This window comes from Microbacterium sp. LMI1-1-1.1 (assembly GCF_040815675.1).
In the GTDB taxonomy this organism is placed as follows: Bacteria; Actinomycetota; Actinomycetes; order Actinomycetales; family Microbacteriaceae; genus Microbacterium.
Genome location: NZ_JBFPNN010000009.1, coordinates 225,731 through 241,390 on the forward strand (window position 1 = coordinate 225,731; position 15,660 = coordinate 241,390).

17 protein-coding genes are annotated in these 15,660 nt (G+C 70.5%); 5 read left to right on the top strand and 12 right to left on the bottom strand.

Features of this window, described 5'->3' with window-relative positions:
- The first annotated feature begins 157 nt into the window (after positions 1–157).
- On the top strand, positions 158–934 hold the full coding sequence (locus tag MRBLMI1_RS14470) for a DUF429 domain-containing protein (RefSeq protein ID WP_367733983.1): 777 nt from the start codon (positions 158–160) through the stop codon (positions 932–934).
- A gap of 466 nt (positions 935–1,400) precedes the next feature.
- On the opposite strand, the gene MRBLMI1_RS14475 is transcribed toward MRBLMI1_RS14470, so the two are convergent.
- From MRBLMI1_RS14475 to MRBLMI1_RS14485, 3 genes are all read right to left on the bottom strand, one after another.
- Positions 1,401–2,240: an aldo/keto reductase gene (locus tag MRBLMI1_RS14475; RefSeq protein WP_367733985.1), complete on the bottom strand. Its 840-nt coding sequence runs from the start codon at positions 2,238–2,240 to the stop codon at positions 1,401–1,403.
- Positions 2,241–2,250: 10 nt separating this feature from the next.
- Positions 2,251–2,559, bottom strand: a complete 309-nt coding sequence (locus MRBLMI1_RS14480; RefSeq protein WP_367733987.1) for a putative quinol monooxygenase — start codon at positions 2,557–2,559, stop codon at positions 2,251–2,253.
- A gap of 107 nt (positions 2,560–2,666) precedes the next feature.
- Positions 2,667–3,077, bottom strand: coding sequence for a Rid family hydrolase (locus MRBLMI1_RS14485; protein WP_367733988.1), 411 nt, complete (start codon positions 3,075–3,077; stop codon positions 2,667–2,669).
- A gap of 70 nt (positions 3,078–3,147) precedes the next feature.
- On the opposite strand from MRBLMI1_RS14485, the gene MRBLMI1_RS14490 reads away from it, so the two are divergent.
- From MRBLMI1_RS14490 to MRBLMI1_RS14500, 3 genes are all read left to right on the top strand, one after another.
- Complete coding sequence (locus tag MRBLMI1_RS14490) at positions 3,148–3,528, top strand: winged helix-turn-helix transcriptional regulator (protein WP_367733990.1); 381 nt, start codon at positions 3,148–3,150, stop codon at positions 3,526–3,528.
- Between the two features lie 624 nt (positions 3,529–4,152).
- Positions 4,153–4,512: an ArsR/SmtB family transcription factor gene (locus MRBLMI1_RS14495; RefSeq protein ID WP_367733991.1), complete on the top strand. Its 360-nt coding sequence runs from the start codon at positions 4,153–4,155 to the stop codon at positions 4,510–4,512.
- Positions 4,513–4,592: 80 nt separating this feature from the next.
- Positions 4,593–5,570, top strand: coding sequence for an SRPBCC family protein (locus MRBLMI1_RS14500; protein WP_367733992.1), 978 nt, complete (start codon positions 4,593–4,595; stop codon positions 5,568–5,570).
- A gap of 58 nt (positions 5,571–5,628) precedes the next feature.
- Here MRBLMI1_RS14500 and MRBLMI1_RS14505 read toward each other — a convergent pair whose 3' ends face one another.
- From MRBLMI1_RS14505 to MRBLMI1_RS14535, 7 genes are all read right to left on the bottom strand, one after another.
- Positions 5,629–6,072: a hypothetical protein gene (locus MRBLMI1_RS14505; RefSeq protein ID WP_367733993.1), complete on the bottom strand. Its 444-nt coding sequence runs from the start codon at positions 6,070–6,072 to the stop codon at positions 5,629–5,631.
- 174 nt (positions 6,073–6,246) lie between these two features.
- Positions 6,247–6,702 carry a Fe-S cluster assembly sulfur transfer protein SufU gene (gene sufU, locus MRBLMI1_RS14510; RefSeq protein WP_367733994.1) on the bottom strand — a complete coding sequence of 152 codons (456 nt, stop codon included), beginning with the start codon at positions 6,700–6,702 and terminating at the stop codon, positions 6,247–6,249.
- Positions 6,699–7,946 (bottom strand): aminotransferase class V-fold PLP-dependent enzyme, encoded by a 1,248-nt coding sequence (locus tag MRBLMI1_RS14515; protein ID WP_367733996.1) that lies wholly within the window; start codon positions 7,944–7,946, stop codon positions 6,699–6,701. The genes sufU and MRBLMI1_RS14515 overlap by 4 nt, the downstream gene beginning before the upstream one ends.
- A 59-nt stretch (positions 7,947–8,005) precedes the next feature.
- Positions 8,006–8,953, bottom strand: coding sequence for a sugar phosphate isomerase/epimerase family protein (locus MRBLMI1_RS14520; RefSeq protein WP_367733998.1), 948 nt, complete (start codon positions 8,951–8,953; stop codon positions 8,006–8,008).
- 22 nt (positions 8,954–8,975) lie between these two features.
- Entirely contained in the window at positions 8,976–9,800 is an 825-nt protein-coding gene (locus MRBLMI1_RS14525; protein ID WP_367734000.1) for a carbohydrate ABC transporter permease, read from the bottom strand.
- Positions 9,800–10,765: a carbohydrate ABC transporter permease gene (locus MRBLMI1_RS14530; RefSeq protein WP_367734009.1), complete on the bottom strand. Its 966-nt coding sequence runs from the start codon at positions 10,763–10,765 to the stop codon at positions 9,800–9,802. Before MRBLMI1_RS14530 ends, MRBLMI1_RS14525 begins: the two co-directional genes overlap by 1 nt.
- A gap of 2 nt (positions 10,766–10,767) precedes the next feature.
- Positions 10,768–12,069 carry an extracellular solute-binding protein gene (locus tag MRBLMI1_RS14535; protein ID WP_367734011.1) on the bottom strand — a complete coding sequence of 434 codons (1,302 nt, stop codon included), beginning with the start codon at positions 12,067–12,069 and terminating at the stop codon, positions 10,768–10,770.
- A 252-nt stretch (positions 12,070–12,321) separates the two neighbouring features.
- Between MRBLMI1_RS14535 and MRBLMI1_RS14540 the strand changes: the two genes are divergently transcribed.
- On the top strand, positions 12,322–13,812 hold the full coding sequence (locus tag MRBLMI1_RS14540; protein WP_367734013.1) for a GMC oxidoreductase: 1,491 nt from the start codon (positions 12,322–12,324) through the stop codon (positions 13,810–13,812).
- A gap of 47 nt (positions 13,813–13,859) precedes the next feature.
- Here the strand turns inward: MRBLMI1_RS14540 and MRBLMI1_RS14545 are convergent, their stop codons facing one another.
- Together MRBLMI1_RS14545 and MRBLMI1_RS14550 are read right to left on the bottom strand one after the other, a co-directional pair.
- Entirely contained in the window at positions 13,860–14,846 is a 987-nt protein-coding gene (locus tag MRBLMI1_RS14545) for an isopenicillin N synthase family dioxygenase (protein ID WP_367734015.1), read from the bottom strand.
- A gap of 134 nt (positions 14,847–14,980) precedes the next feature.
- Entirely contained in the window at positions 14,981–15,640 is a 660-nt protein-coding gene (locus tag MRBLMI1_RS14550) for a GntR family transcriptional regulator (RefSeq protein WP_367734017.1), read from the bottom strand.
- Positions 15,641–15,660: the final 20 nt, after the last annotated feature.

The following is a 15,660-nucleotide window of genomic DNA, read 5'->3' on the forward strand; positions in this document are numbered from 1 at the left end:
GAGACGGCCCGGATCGCCTCGGCGGTCCGGGCCGCTCTCGTTCTCGGGGCGGCAGGGCCGCTGACATGGCGCAGATGCACGCGCGGTGGGACCTCGCGCGTACACCTGTGACAAGTCAGCGCCGAGAGCCGAGGCCGCGGGACCTAGGCTCGTGGGGATGAGAACCGTCGGAGTCGACCTCGCGGCCGGTACCCCCGGGACGGCGCTCGCCGAGATCCTCTGGACCGGCAGCGCAGCCCGGCTCGCCCGGCTCGAGATCGGGATCCAGGATGCCGACATCGTGGCATCCGTCTCCGCCGGCGACGCGTGGCTCGGGATCGACTGCCCGCTCGGCTGGCCGGACGCGTTCGTCGACTTCGTCGGCGCGCACCACGCCGACACGACGCCGTCGCTCGGGCCCGTCGACGGCGGCCCGGACTGGCGTCGCCCGCTCGTCTACCGCCGCACCGACCACGTGGTCTTCGAGCGCATCGGCCGGTGGCCGCTGAGCGTCTCGACCGACCGCCTCGGCGTCACCGCCCTGCGCGGGGCGGGCCTGCTGCGACGGCTGGCCGAGGCCGGCTTCCCCGTGGACCGTGCGGCCGAGGGGCGCCTGTTCGAGGTGTACCCCGGCGGATCGTTGCGCCTGTGGGGCTTCGAGACGAAGGGATACCGGGTGGATGCCGGCCGCCGCCGCACCCTGCTCGACGTGCTGGCCGCGCGGGCTCCCTGGCTCGACCTCGGCGGGTTCGCGCCGCTGGCGATCGCGAAGGCGGACGCCTTCGACGCGCTCGTCGCCGCGTTGTCGACCCGCGCGGGAGCGCTCGGGATGTTCGCGCGTCCGGCGTCCGGTGCTCTCGACGTCGCCCGCCGGGAGGGGTGGGTCGTCCTGCCGGACGGGGCGGTGGAGGATCTGGCGCCGGGGGTCGTCGGGAGGGTGTCGCCGAACTCCTGAGACCTGGCTCGCGGGCGGCGCGCCGGTCTGCTGCGTGTGCGGCGGGGTGGCGTCGCCGAACTCCTGAGTTGTGGCGCGCGGGCTGCGCGCGGGTGTGTTGCGTGTGCGGCGGGGCAGTGTCGCCGAACTCCTGAGTTCCGGCGCCCGGGCCGCGCGCCGTGACGCCCGCGCCGCGGGATTCCGGCGGATCGCCGCGTGACCTCGTCGCTCTCGTGGCCGGACTCAGGAGTTGTGCGGGCGCCGGCGCCGCGGGATCTCGGCGGATCGCGGCGTGACCTCGTCGCGGGACTCAGGAGTTGCGCGGGCGCCGGCGCCGGAGGATCTCGGCGGATCGCGGCGTGACCTCGTCGCTCTCGTGGCAGGACTCAGGAGTTGCGCGGGCGGCGTGCCCGGCGCAGGTGCGGGCGGCGCTCGACCTGCGCCGGTCGGATTACGCCCGTGATCCCAGGTTCGTGCCCGACGACGGCTAGAGCATGGGAAGGCGGCGTGGCCGGGATCCCCGCGGAAAGGCCGCATCGATGCGTGCGATCTCGGCATCGGTGAGATGCAGGGTTCCGGCTCCCGCGTTGTCGTCGGCGTGGGCGGGGTTGGACGCCTTGGGGATCGCGAAGACCGACGGATGCCGGACGAGGAAGCGCAGCGCCACCTGACGCGGAGTCGCCCCGTGCGCTGCGGCGATGTCTTCGAGCACCCGGCCGCCCGGCGTCTGCGGACCCGGGAAGTCGCCGTGCCCGAAGGGGCTGTACGCCACCACTGCGACGTCGTGCTCCGCACACCACGGCAGCACCGCGTGCTCGATCGCGCGTTCGCCGAGATGGTAGAGCACCTGGTTGGAGGCCAGCCGGCCCTCCCCGCCCGCTCCCCAGGCCTCGTCGAGGTCGGCGTCGTCGAAGTTGCTGACGCCCCACGACCGGATCTTCCCCTGCTCGCGCAGGCGCTCGAAGCCGGCGAAGGTCTCCTCCAGCGGATGGGAGCCGCGCCAATGCAGCAGATAGCTGTCGAGCCGGTCGGTCCGCAGGCGGCGGAGGGATCGCTCGCACGCGGCGATCACCCCGTCCCGGGAGGCGTTGCTCGGGAGGACCTTCGAGACGAGGAAGACCTCCTCCCGCCGGCCGGAGATGGCCTCTCCGACCACGATCTCGGCGTCGCCGTACATCTCGGCGGTGTCGATGTGCGTCATGCCGCGGTCCAGTCCTCGTCGCAGCGCATCCACGGCGGTCGGCCGGTGGGCGTCGTCGATGTACCAGGTGCCCTGGCCGATCACCGCGACATCGGAGGGAAGGGGCCCGAACGGGCGGTGCTCCATGGTCGCCCCCCTACGCGGGCTGCTTCTCGGCGACGACGTCCACCTGTTCGAGTGAGCGCACCTCGAACAGCACGCCCGTGTTCTCGCCGAGCGCGGCGGCGACCTCGCCGGACAGGTGCGCCTGGCGACCGTCCTCGTCGGGGAAGGCGTCGAAGATGCCGAACGACGTCGGCCCGAACTGCAGGCCGAACCATCGCACGGTCTTGGGCTCGCCTTCGACGATGGACAGCCCCTGGTTCAAGAAGGCCCGGACGTCGTCCTCCTTGCCGGGCAGGGCTTCGAGACGGACGAGAAGTGCGGTGCTGACCGATGTGGACATGAGGGTCTCCTGTGCTCGGGGTGTCGTCCGCCGAGCTTGCTCCTCGCCCCGCAGCTCACGCCACCTGTCTTGACGGAGGTCCGGGCGCCTGTTAGCGCCGCCCCGATTTACGGCAGCACGGCGTAGACCTCCAGCTCGACCAGGACGTCGGGCTCGAAAAGGAAGTCGACGCCGATGGCCGACAACGGCGGGAGCGGGGAGGGCAGCTGCAGCTCGACACGGACCGCCTCGATGCCGGCCATGAAGTCCTCGAACATCTCGGGGCGGGAACGGGTGAGGAAGAACCGCATCCGCACGACGTCGTCGAAGCTCGCTCCGGCGGCGGCCAGTCCCTTCGCCGCGTTCCGGAAGGCCTGCCCGACCTGCCCGACGAGGTCGTCGGGAAACAGGCGGTCGGCCTCCTCGTTGCGCGAGATCTGACCCGCGACATGGATGTGACGGGTGCCGGTCCCGACGGCGACGTGGTGGTACGGAACGGGCTGGAACATCCCCGGCGGGGTGAGTCGATCGACGGACACGGGTCCTCCTCGTAGGTAGTTCCTCTGGTCTACCTGGTGTAGGAAGAGCACTTCAACGAGACTAGGTTCCGTGAACGACACCGCGTCCGCCGACCTGCTGTACGTCGAGGCTCCGCATCGGCAGCTTCTCGACGAGATCCTCGACAAGTGGTCACTGCAGGTACTGGACCGTCTGTGCGAACGACCGCACCGGTTCAACGACCTGCGCCGGGAGGTCCCCGCCATCGGCCAGAAGTCGCTGACCACGACCCTTCGACGCCTCGAGCGCAACGGCATGATCACGCGCGTGGTCATCGACACGCGGCCCATCGCCGTCGAGTACCGCATCGCGCCGCCGGGCACGTCGCTGAACCGCCTGATCGAGTCGCTGCTGTCGTGGACGACGGAGAAGCTCCCCGAGGTGGAGGCGGCCCGAGCCCGGTACGACGCGATCGAGGGCGCGGCATCCTGACGTCTCCGGCCCGACGCCGACGTCCCGGGGAACGCCTTCGAAGACCTACGCGCTGGCCACCGGCCGGTGGATGCGAAAAATATACTGATGAGGCCTTTGTTTCGGGAGATCATGCGAATGCTCGCCTACATGCTCCCATTGGCGGCTCCGCCGATATGGATCGCGCCGCTACCTCTCAGCGTCAAGATCTGGGCGACTGCAGGATTCGTCGTCGCGATAGTCTTCGCGAATTGCTTGTCCTTCCTGGTCGAGCGGCAAGACCCACGAGATGCCGGCACGCCGCCTCCTCCCATGAGGGGCGTCTCAAACCGCGACTGGTCAAGGCAACGGCGACGCGATCTTCGCAGATGAATCACCTGCGGGCGCCCATGGCGATTCGACGACGTCAGCTCGACGCATAGGGGAGTTCGCTGCCACAAGCCGCAGCAGGGCGGTGCCGCGTTGGACCGGAGCGGCCTAGCACCGCCCCTATAAGCAGCGGACTGGGGGCGTTTCCAGAACACGGGTCGCGTCGCGGCTGTGCACGGCGTGGACGACGTCAGCGAACGAAGGGGTGGCCGCCAGTCGCTTTTCTCGCCGCGGCCCTCTTGCCGGGGTGCGGCGGCGGTGCTAACGTGCAACCAAATGGTTGAACAACGGACAGCCGACGACGCGGAGATCGATCGCGTGTTCCACGCGCTCGCCGATGCGACGCGACGCGACATCGTGCGACGCACGCTCGTCGCCGAGCAGTCGGTGTCCGATCTCGCCGCGGGCTACGCCATGTCGTTCGCGGCCGTGTCCAAGCACGTCGCGGTGCTCGCCGCGGCGCGCCTCATCACCAAGCGAGCGGAGGGGAGGACCCGACTCGTGCGCGCCGACCCCGCGGGCCTGGAGCGGGCGCAGCGACTGCTGCGGTCGTACGAGGACCTGTGGCGCGGCCGGATCGACCGGCTCGACGCCCTTCTGGCCGAAGAACCCCGCGACCCCGCATCCGACGGCTGACCGCCGACGGAGCGGCATCCCTCCGGCATCACCGATTTCCGAAGTAGCAGACACACCGCCCTCCGAAGAAGGAGTACGTCATGCCCGTCACCTCCGTCACCAGCGACGTCGAGTCGCTCACGATGACCCTCATCGCCGACTTCCCGGTCGGACCCGAGCGGCTGTGGAGCGTCTTCACCGATCCGCGGCAGCTCGAGCGGTTCTGGGGCCCTCCCGGATGGCCCGCCACGTTCGACACCTTCGACTTCAGCCCGGGCGGCTGGGCGAAGTACCACATGACCTCCCCGCAGGGGCAGAACGCCGGCGGGACCTGGCAGTTCACGGACATCGACGCCCCGCGGGGCTTCGAGGTCGTCGACTCCTTCGCCGACGCGGACGGCAACATCATCGAGGACCTCCCGGGGTCGCGGATGACGTTCACCTTCGAGGCGACGCCGCAGGGCTCACGGCTGACGAGCGTCAGCCACTTCGCGTCCGCCGAGGCCCTGGAGCAGATCATCGCGATGGGCGCCGTCGAAGGCTCGACACTCGCGCTCAACCAGCTCGACGCCGTGCTGCAGGACCTGCGCGACTACGCCCAGGGCAAGGGCACGCGGATCGAGGTGCTCAGCGACCAGCACGTGCGCATCACCCGCCTCATCGACGGGCCGCGCGAGCTCGTCTGGCGCGCGCACACCGACCCCGACCTGATGCGGCGCTGGATGCTCGGACCCGACGGCTGGCGCATGACCCACCGCGAGGTCGACCGCCGCGAGGGTGGGAAGTACCGCATCGCGTGGGAACCCGAGCCCGGCACCGAGGGGGAGGCCTTCGGCTTCGACGGCGAGATCCTGCTCATCGACGAGCCGCGCCGGATGGTGCAGACCGAGCACATGACCGGAACCGACTACCCCTCGACCGTCAACGACCTGTCGCTGTACGAGGAGGACGGCGCGACGCTCCTCACCCTGCTCATCGCGTACCCCGACGCCGCGACCCGCGACATGGTCCTGGCCACGGGCATGGTCGACGGCATGGAGAAGAGCTTCCAGCGGCTGGAGCGCGAGCTGGTGCACTGAGGCGGGATGGATGCCTCCGCGCGAGGCATCCCTTCTCCCCTTCCCTCGCGGGTCGGGGTCAGGCCGCGGGCGCGGCCCGGCGCACCTGGTCGCGGATGCGCTGCTCCACCTCGGGCGTGACCTCGAGGACGGCGAAGGACACGGGCCACATCGGGCCGTCGTCCAGCTGTGCGGTCTCGTCGAAGCTGACGGTTCCGTAGCGCGTCGAGAACTTCGACGCCGGCTGATAGAAGACGACGACCTTGCCGTCCTTCGCGTAGGCCGGAAAGCCGTAGAACGTCTTCGGGTTCAGGTGCGGCGCCTCCTCGAGCACGATCACGTGCACGCGCTCGGCGATCGCGCGGTCGGTGCCCTCGAGCTTCTCGATCGCGTCGAGGCAGGCCTCGTTCTCCTTCTGCAGCTTCGCCAGGCCCTTGAGGCCTTTCATCGCCGCGAGCTCCTCGGCGCGCTGTCTCATCGCCGCGCGTTCCTGGTCGCTGAATCCTGCTCCGCCGGTGGCCATGGCATCCCTCCGTGTCGTCTGACGAGAGGCTAGCGCTGCGCGGCAGGCCTGTCGCGGAATCGGATGCGAGCGGCGGAATCGGATGCCACGGGCATTCTGCTCCGAATCCGGCGCGGCCGTCCGATTCCGGCGCGTGCTGAACCGGGCCGGAGCGGTGCGGCGGGGGCTCGCGGGTCAGGCCTGGCGGAGGCCCTCTTCGAGCGCGACCCACGCGAGCATCGCGCACTTCACCCGCGCGGTGTACTTCGAGACGCCCGACAGCGCGGACGCGTCGCCGAACGTCTCCTCGTCGAGCGGGATCTTCCCGCGGGAACGCAGCGCCTCGCGGAACCGGTCGATCAGCGCCTGGGCGTCGGGGAGCGGCATCCCGTCGTCTCCTCCGTCCTCGCGCAGCAGGGCGACGAGCATCGACGCGGACGCCTGCGAGATGGAGCAGCCGGCGCCTTCCCAGGTGACGGAGGCGACGCGGTCGTCGGAGGTGGTGACGCGGAGGGTGATCTCGTCGCCGCAGATCGGGTTGCGCTGGTGCACGGTCGCGCTGTGCGCCCCGGGCTCGTCGAGGCCGAAGCCGCGCCGGTTCTTGGCGTGGTCGAGGATGAGCTCCTGATACAGCGCGTCGAGCCCGCTCATGCGGCGACCCCCGCCCCGAAGAAGGACCGCACGCCGGAGACCGCGTCGAGGAACGTGTCGACCTCGTCCGTCGTGGTGTGGATCGCCGCGCTCGCGCGGACCGACGCCGTCAGCCCGAATCGGCGGTGCAGCGGCTGCGCGCAGTGGTGCCCGACGCGCACGGCGACGCCGCGGCTGTCGAGGAACTGCCCCACGTCGTGGGCGTGCACCCCGTCGACGGCGAAGGCCTGCAGGGCGACGCGCTCGGCGGCATCCGTGTCTCCGAGGAGACGGATGCCGGGGATCGACCGCAGCCCCTCCCGCATGCGCCTCTCGAGCGCGGCCTCGTGCGCGTTCGCGGCGGCGAGGTCCTGCGCGCCGAGCCAGCGGAGGGCGGCGGCGAACCCGACGGCCTGCGACACCGGCTGCGTGCCGGCCTCGAAGCGCTGCGGCGGCGGCAGGTACTCGGCCTCGTCCAGGGTGACCGTCGTGATCATCGAGCCGCCGGTCGTGAACGGCGGCAGGGCGTCGAGCACCTCGTCGCGGCCCCACAGCGCGCCGATGCCGTACGGCCCGTAGACCTTGTGGCCCGAGAACACGGCGAGGTCGACTCCGGATGCCGAAAGGTCGAGGGCCAGGTGGGGTGCGGACTGGCAGGCGTCGAGCACGGTCAGCGCGCCGACCGCCTGTGCCCGCGCGACCAGATCGGCGACGGGGTTAACGATGCCGAGGACGTTCGAGACGTGCGGGAAGGCGAGGACCTTGGTCCGAGCGCCGATGAGGGAGTCGGCGGCATCCATGTCGAGGGTGCCGTCCTCGCGGACGGGGATGTGGCGCAGTCGTGCGCCGGTGCGGCGGGCCAGCTCCTGCCAGGGGATGAGGTTCGCGTGGTGCTCCGCCTCGGTCACGACGATCTCGTCGCCCTCGCGCAGGCGACCGGCGTACCCGAGCGACCCGGCGACGAGGTTGAGACCGCCGGTGGCACCCGAGGTCCAGACGATCTGCTCCGGCTCGGCGCCGACGAACTCGGCGACGGTGACGCGGGCGTCCTCGAACAGCTCCGTCGCCTCGGCCGCGAGGGTGTGCGCGCCCCGGTGGACCGCCGCGTTCGCCCGGGACAGGAAGTCGCGCTCGGCATCGAGGACGGCGCGGGGCTTCTGGCTCGTCGCGCCGGAGTCGAGGTAGACGAGCGGGTGGCCGTCGACCTCGGTCTCGAGGATCGGGAAGTCGGCGCGGACGGCGTCGACGTCGAAGGGGAGTGTCACCCTCCCAGGCTACTGCGCGGCGGGAGGGGTGGCGCCCGGGGTGGGCCGCCGGGCGTCGGTCAGGGACCGAACGTGCGTCCGACCCACTCGCGGCTGGCGCGAGCACTGGCATCCGGGTCCCCGTGCACCTGGTCGACCTCGATGATGATCCAGCCGCCGAAATCCTCGGGAAGCGCGGCGATGACGCCGTCGACGTCGAGGTCGCCGCGGCCCGGCTCGCGGAAGAAGTCCTCCAGGGCCACGTCGGTGTAGGGCCGGGGCTCCCGCCGCCACCGCTCCACGGCCTCGCCGGGCAGGTCCTTCACGTGCAGGTCGAGGATGCGATCGGCGTGACGGCGCGTCATCTCGACGGCATCCATTCCCGCCCAGGCGAGGTGCCCGATGTCGAAGGACGCGCCGAGCAGGTCGGGCCCGATCGCGTCGAGCACGGTCTCGATCTCGTCCTCCGTCTCGATCCACGTGCCCACGTGATTGTGGAGGCCGGCGCGCACGCCCTCCTCCTGCAGGATGCCGGCGGCCTCGGCGAGGACGTCGATCTGCCGCTTGAGGCGATCGGGGTCCGCCCGGTGTCCGACCGCCGCCCGCTCCGACCATCGCGGCAGGACGTAGTTCACCTCCGGCGCGAGGAAGACGGAGTCGAGCCCGAAGAAGTTCGACTCCTCGGCCTTCCGGCGGACGGGGGTGAACCAGCGGATCCATTCCGCCGTGCCCGGCCGGAGATCGAGGCCGTGGTCCTCGGGCAGGCCGATCGATGCGTATCCCGGGGCCGGTCGCAGTCCGGCGTCGGCGATCATGCGCGCGTACTCCTGGAGGGTCTGGGTGTCCAGGACCTCCATCATCGTCGCGTCGAAGCCGGCTGCCGCGACCGCCCGCAGCACGTCCGGGTACTCCGAGCGGAACGAGGGCTCGCCGTAGCGCCAGCGGCTCTTGCTGCCCGGCACGGCGGGGTCGGGCGGGAGGCTCGTCCACTGGATGGGATTGAGGGCGACGCGGGAGCGGGAGATCATGCGGGTCCTTTCGGGGGAGGGGTCACTTGATGCCGGTCGCGGCGATGCCCTGGACGAAGTACTTCTGCAGGAACAGGAAGAGGACGAGAACCGGCAGGAGAACGACCACGGCGCCGGCCAGCAGCACGCCGTACTCGGTCGTCTGATTCGCCTGCGCGGCGATGGCGAGGCCCACCGGCAGTGTGTACGTCGACTGGGACTGCGCGATCACGAGCGGCCAGACGAACGCGTTCCATGCGCTGAGGAAGGTGAGCACGCTGACGGTCGCCAGGGCGGGGGTGAGGAGCGGGAGGAAGATCGTCGCGAAGACGCGGACGTCCCCCGCGCCGTCCAGCCGGGCCGCCTCGAAGAGCTCCTCGGGGATGGAGTGCGCGAACTGGCGGATGATGAACACCGAGATGGGCAGGACCAGCATCGGGAAGGCGATCCCGATGAGGGTGTCCACGAGTCCGAGCTGCACCGCGACGAGGAACTGCGGCACGAACACCGCGACGATCGGCACCATCATCGTCGCCAGCACCATCACGAACACGAACCCGCGTCCGCGGAAGCGCAGCTTCGCGAGGGCGTAGCCGGCCATCGAGCCGAACAGCAGGTTGGCGAGGACGACGATCACCGCGACGATGACGCCGTTCGCCAGGTACGTGCCGAAGCCGCGGTCGAAGAGCGCGACGAAGTTGTCGACGTTGCCGAAGGAGCGCGGCAGCCAGGCCCCCGGGTCGGAAGTGAACTCGCCCTGGCTCTTGAACGCGCCGAAGAGCACCAGGGCGAACGGGAGGAGCATGAGCGCGCAGACGATCGAGATCGCCGTGTAGAGGAGCGCGCTGGTGAGGTGTCGGGTACGCATCAGTGCTTCGGCCTCAGGATCCGGAACTGCACGACGCTCACCACGGCCACCAGGAGGATCAGGACGAACGACCCGGCCATGCTGGCCGCGATGTTGCCGAACCCGAACTGCTGGTACACCCAGAGCGAGATCGATCGGGTGGACCCGAGCGGACCGCCGCCGGTGAGGAGGTACGGCTCCTCGAAGATGTTCATATACATGACGGTGATGAGCACCGAGACGAGCAGGGTCGTCGGGCGCAGAAGCGGCAGCGTCATGTGGACGATGCGCCGCCAGGCTCCGGCCCCGTCGATCGCCGCGGCCTCGTAGACCTCCTCCGGGATCGCCTGCAGTCCGGCGAGGAAGAGGACCATCGCCGTTCCCACGTTGCGCCACACCGTCAGCAGCATGACGCTCGTGACTCCCCAGGCGGGGTCGCCCAGCCAGTTGGGGCCGGCCAGCCCGATGCTCGACAGGGCCTCGTTTATGGGCCCGTCCAGCGAGAGGGCGTACTTCCAGATGATGGACGCGGCGACGATGTTCGCGATCACCGGGAGGTAGATCGCCGCGCGGAAGACGGGTCGCAGGCGCCGGATGCCGGTGTTGAGCAGGATCGCCAGGGCGAGGCCGCAGGCCATCGTCGCCGGGACGCCGATGACGACGAAGAGCGCGGTGTTCAGGACCGAACGCTGGAAGTCGGGGGCGGCGAGGACCGCGGCGAAGTTGTCGAAGCCGACGACGTCGACGCCGAGAGGGTCGCGCAGGTCGCGCAACCCGACGTCGGTGAAGCTGAAGGCGAGGGCCGCGATCACCGGGACGACGGTGAAGAGAGCGACGACGACGAGGGTCGGCGTGAGGAACGCCCACGCTGTGAGCGACTCCTTGGCCGCCCCGAGGCGACGGCTGCGACGGGTGACGGGGGGACCGGGGTCCGGGTCGAGGCGGCCGGTGACCGCCTCGACCCGCACCGGAAGGGCGGTGACCATTCCTACTCCACGCCCGTCCCGATCTGATCGGCCTTGGCCTGCGCGTCGGCGAGCACCTCTGCGGCGGTCGCCTGGCCGCGCGCGACGCGCTCCATCTCGGCGCCGAGCATCGCGGCGACCTGGCTCCAGCCGGGGACGGCCGGAACGGAGGATGCCAGCGGAATGGCCTCCTTGATGGTCGTCAGCAGCGGGTCGTCCGCGATCGCCGGGTCCTCCCAGGCGGACTCCACGGCGGGGAGGTTGCCGAAGGTGTCGTACCAGGCCAGCTGCGTCTCGGGCTCGGACATCCAGCGGACGAGCTTCCAGGCGGCATCCGCGTTCTCGGCGTCGTCGAGGACCACGAGGCTGCCACCGCCGAGCGCTGAGGTGGAGCCGCCGGGGCCGGCGGGCAGGAGGGCGACGCCCACGTGGTCGGCCGACCAGCCCTCGCCATTGGCCTCGTCGAGCCAGCCCGGGAACCAGGGTCCGGTGACGTACGACGCCATCTGACCGGAGCTGAACCACGGCGTGGTGTCGAGGAAGGTGGGGCCGTCGGCCGAGGCGTACCCGTCGGCGACGAGCCCCATCAGGGTCTCCATCGCTTCGACGTTCTCGGGGGTGTCCAGCGTCCAGCTCTTCTGGTCGTCCGAGATGAGAGCGCCGCCTCCCTGGATGCTGAAGTCGTTGAACTGCTGTGCGCTGTACTGGTTCCACTCGGCCGACAGGCCGATGCCCCAGGTGGCGCCCTGCCCCTGGACGCCCTGGGAGAACGCGGCGTAGTCCGCCCACGTGGCGGGCGCCTCGATGCCGGCGGCCTCGGCGAGATCCTTGCGGTAGTAGAGGGCCTGCGCGTACGTGTACCACGGCACGGCGTGCGCGGCGCCGTCGTACTGGGCGGCCTCCCACATGTTGTCGAAGAAGTCGTCGCCGTCCACCAGGTCGCTCGGGACGGCCGCGAACGCGTCCGTCGCCAGCATGCTCGCTTGGGTCTGCGAGTACAGGAAGGTCATGTCCGGGACGCTGCCGGAGGCGATGGCCGCCGTGATCTTGGTGTCGATCTCGGAGTCGGGCACCGAGGTGATGTTGACGGTCACGTCGGGGTTGTCGTCGGTGAAGGCGGTGAGGAAGCCCTTGAGGGCCTCGCCGTCGGCCCCACCGGCCCAGAACTCGATGGTTCCGGTCGCGGGGGAGTCGTCGATCGTCACGTCGGCGGCCGCGGCGGATCCGGTGTCGGCGGAGCGGCCGCAGCCGGCGAGGACGACGGCGGCCGTGAGGACGGCGCCGGTCGTCAGCAGTGCGCGTCGTGCGCGGAGAGCAGGGGGCATGAGGAACCTTTCCAGCGGGGCAAGAGGGGGCGGGCCGGGTGGAGCTCAGTCGGGTCGGCAGCGGCAGAGCGCCGTGCGTGACCAGGGTATGCATGCAACTCAGAGGCAAAACCTCGATTGTTGATAGAATTTACATTCACGACATCGCGGCGCGGCATCCGTTACACCTCGGAAACCTCGGTGCCGCGAGCCCCGGTGGCGTCCGTGACAATGTCGATCGCAGTCCGGAATCGACACGTACAGGAGAGGCGCATGCGCACCGAAGTAGCCATCGTGGGAAGCGGAATCATGGGGGCGATCGTCGCCCGGGAGGTCCTGCGGCGGCGACCGGGAACGCGCGTCACCGTGATCGAGGCCGGCCCTCTCGGCGGGGAGGAGCCCGGCCGCCACCTGCACAGCGCCAGTGATCCCGGCACGCGGAACTCCTATCGAGAACATGTCGCCGCGGGCGTGCAGTCGATGTACGTGGGGGCGGCCACCGCGGGGGCGTTCGAGAGCGCCGCCTCCGCCACCCCGGGGCTGTACACCTTCTCCGCGCTCGGTAACGACGCTGCCGAGATGCCCGCTGCGGCCAGCGCATGGAACGTCGGCGGGATGGGATCGCACTGGACCGCCGCCTGCCCGACGCCGTGGGGGACGGAGATCCCCGCGGCCGCCGCGGAGGACTGGGATGCCGACTACAGCCGCGTCCGCGAGCTCCTGCACATCACGACCGACCGGTTCGGCCCCACCCCGGCGGGCACGGCGGTCCTGGAGGCGCTCGACGCGGCATTCGGTCCGGTCTGCGCACCGGGGCGCCACCCGCAGGTCATGCCGATGGGGGTCTTCGCCTCTCATGACGCCGACCGGCGGCGCACCGATCCCTCGACGATCCTCCCGGGGCTCGGCACGCCGGAGAGCCCCGTCACCCTTCTCGCGGACACGCTCGTCCGTCGCATCGTGCACGAGGACGGACGGGCGTCCGGGGTGGAGACGGAGGATCTGCGCACCGGCGAACGACGTGTCGTCCTCGCTGATCGTGTCGTCGTGGCCGCGGACGCCCTGCGCTCGCCGCAGCTGCTCTTCGCCTCCGGCATCCGTCCGCCCGCCCTCGGCCGCTACCTGAACGAGCACGCGTTCGTGACGGGCCGCGTGTTCGTCGAGCCGCAGCGCCTCGGCGACGTCGAGGTGCCGATACCGGGCGAGGGGGAGTGGATGAGCGATTCCCTGTGGATCCCGCACAGCGGAGACGCGCAGCCGTTCCACTGGCAGATCGGCATCGGCCCGATGTACTCCGAAGACCTCTCCCGCGCCGAGGCGATGTCGGTGGGGATCAGCGTCTACGTCCCCACCGAGGTGCGGGCCGCCTCGCGCATCAGCTTCTCCGACGCCGACACGGACGCCCTGGGGATGCCGCGGGCGACCATCCACTACGACTACACGGACGCAGACCGTGCGCTCATCGAGCAGGCGACCCGGGCGCAGCGCGCGGCCTTCGAGGCGATCGCCGGACCGGATGCCGTGGGCAACACCTTGCTGCTCCCGCCGGGCTCCTCGCTGCACTACTCCGGTACCGTCCGGTCGGGCGCCGCGGACGACGAGACCGCGGTGGTCGACCCGGACGGTCGGGTCCGGGGCGTCGACGGCGTGTACGTCGCGGGCAACGGGGTGCTGCCGACCGCGGTCGTCGGGAACGTCACGTCCGCGGGCGCGGTGACCGCGGTGCGGGCGGCCCGTGCCCTCGTCCGCGAGCTGGACGTGTGAACGACGGCGCCCCCGCACGAGGTGCGGGGGCGCCGAGGGGCGTCAGCTCACCTGCCGTAATTAGCGCGGATGCGCTCCAGCAGGTAATCGCGGGCCGTGATCGGCTCCCAGGCCCCGCTGGGGCTCTCCATCATCACGTCGCGGTTCGCCTGCGCGAAGTAGGCGATGCTGTACCGGGCGTCCTGGTTGTCGCCGGCGCGCGGACCGCGCACGCGATGGAAGTTCGACGGCAGCGCGTCGTCGCTCCAGCGCATGAGCATGTCGCCGATGTTGCACGTGATCGAGTCGCTGGTCGGCTCGACCGGGGTCCACGACTCGGTCGACATCTCCCGGCCGGGCAGCACTTCGAGCCCGCCCTGACCGTCGCGCTGATACAGCAGCGTGAGCACGTCGAAATCGGTGTGCGCGCCCGCACGCCAGGGGGCGTCCTCGCTGCGCGCCTCCGGCGGGACAGCGAAGTAGTGCAGCAGTCGGAGCGTGCTCTGGTAGTTCGGCGACGCAGGGTCGTGCGCGCGCTCGAAGAAGTCGGTGTCGAACGCGAGCTTCTGCGCGAAGCACGAGAGCACCTTCATCGCGAGCGCCCAGGACCGCCGCTCGAAGTCGAGGATGGCGTCGCGGAAGCCGGGGAGCTCTTCCTCCGTCGGCCACAGGTCCCCCATGTGGGGGAGGGTCACCTGATACGACTCCTTCTGGTCGGGAACGCCGATGGAGGGGCGCACCTGGGAACGGAACTCGTAGCCGGCATTGTCCTGCTTCCGGAGCGGGTACTGGTCCTTGACCTCACGAGGAAGCGCGAAGAACCGCTGCGACATCTCGAACGCCCGATCGATGACGTCGGTGGGGATGTCGTGGTTGACGATCTGGAAGAAGCCGATGTCGGTGGCGGCGGCCCAGAGCTGGTCGGTGATCTCGTCGCGGCGCGCGTCGAAGTCGCCGAGGTCGATACGGCGCAGTTCGCGCGTGCGGTCGATCGTGCCGTCGCCGCCCATGCGGCGCTCTTTGTCCAGCTCGATGAGGGAAGAGGTCTCGCTCATGATGATCCGTTTCTGCCCGAAGGCGGAGGAATCGACGCGCTCCTCGAGCGCGCCCGGCGCGAATACATGTAATTCAGCGCCCGCATGGACGATCTTCGTCGCTCAGGGGTGCATTTGAGCTTCGGCTGCGTGAATTACATGTTAATTTGAACCGAGCGCCGACGTCGGACTGCCAGCGAGCGGACATGGGCCGCGGCCAGCTCCCCGGCAGCCTGCGCGTCACCCCGCCGCACCGCGGCGAGGATCTGCTCGTGTTCCTCGATCGCCGGGGCGCTGTTCTCCGGCTTCCCCCACATGTCCGCGGAGATGAGATGCCCCAGAGCCTCGAGGCGCACCAGCGCCATCGTCAGCGGCTCGCTGCCGGCGGTGTCGCGCAGAAGCGCATGGAACCGTACGTCGAGCGCGGCCATGCGCGCGGCATCCGCTCCCTCCTCACGGGCACGGTGCGCGTCGGCGACTGCGCGTTCGAGGTCGTCCATGACGGTGGGACTCACACGCGTCGTCGCACGGCGCGCGGCGAGGGCGTCGAGGCTCTCGCGCAGTTCGAAGACGTCGTCGACGAGGTCCTCGTCGAGGGCGCGGACCCGTGCGCCGGCGTACGGCACGTGCACGGCCAGTCCCATCGCGATGAGCTGCTGCACGGCTTCTCGCACGGGGCTGCGGCTCACGCCCAGATCGGTCGCCAGCCGGGGGACGCTCAGGGCGGCTCCCGGCGGGATGCTGCCGGTCAGGACGCGCTCCTGAAGTCGCTGGTACACCTGCTCCGCGAGCAGCGGATCCTCGGTCGTCGTCACGTGTCCCCTCTCGACGGCGG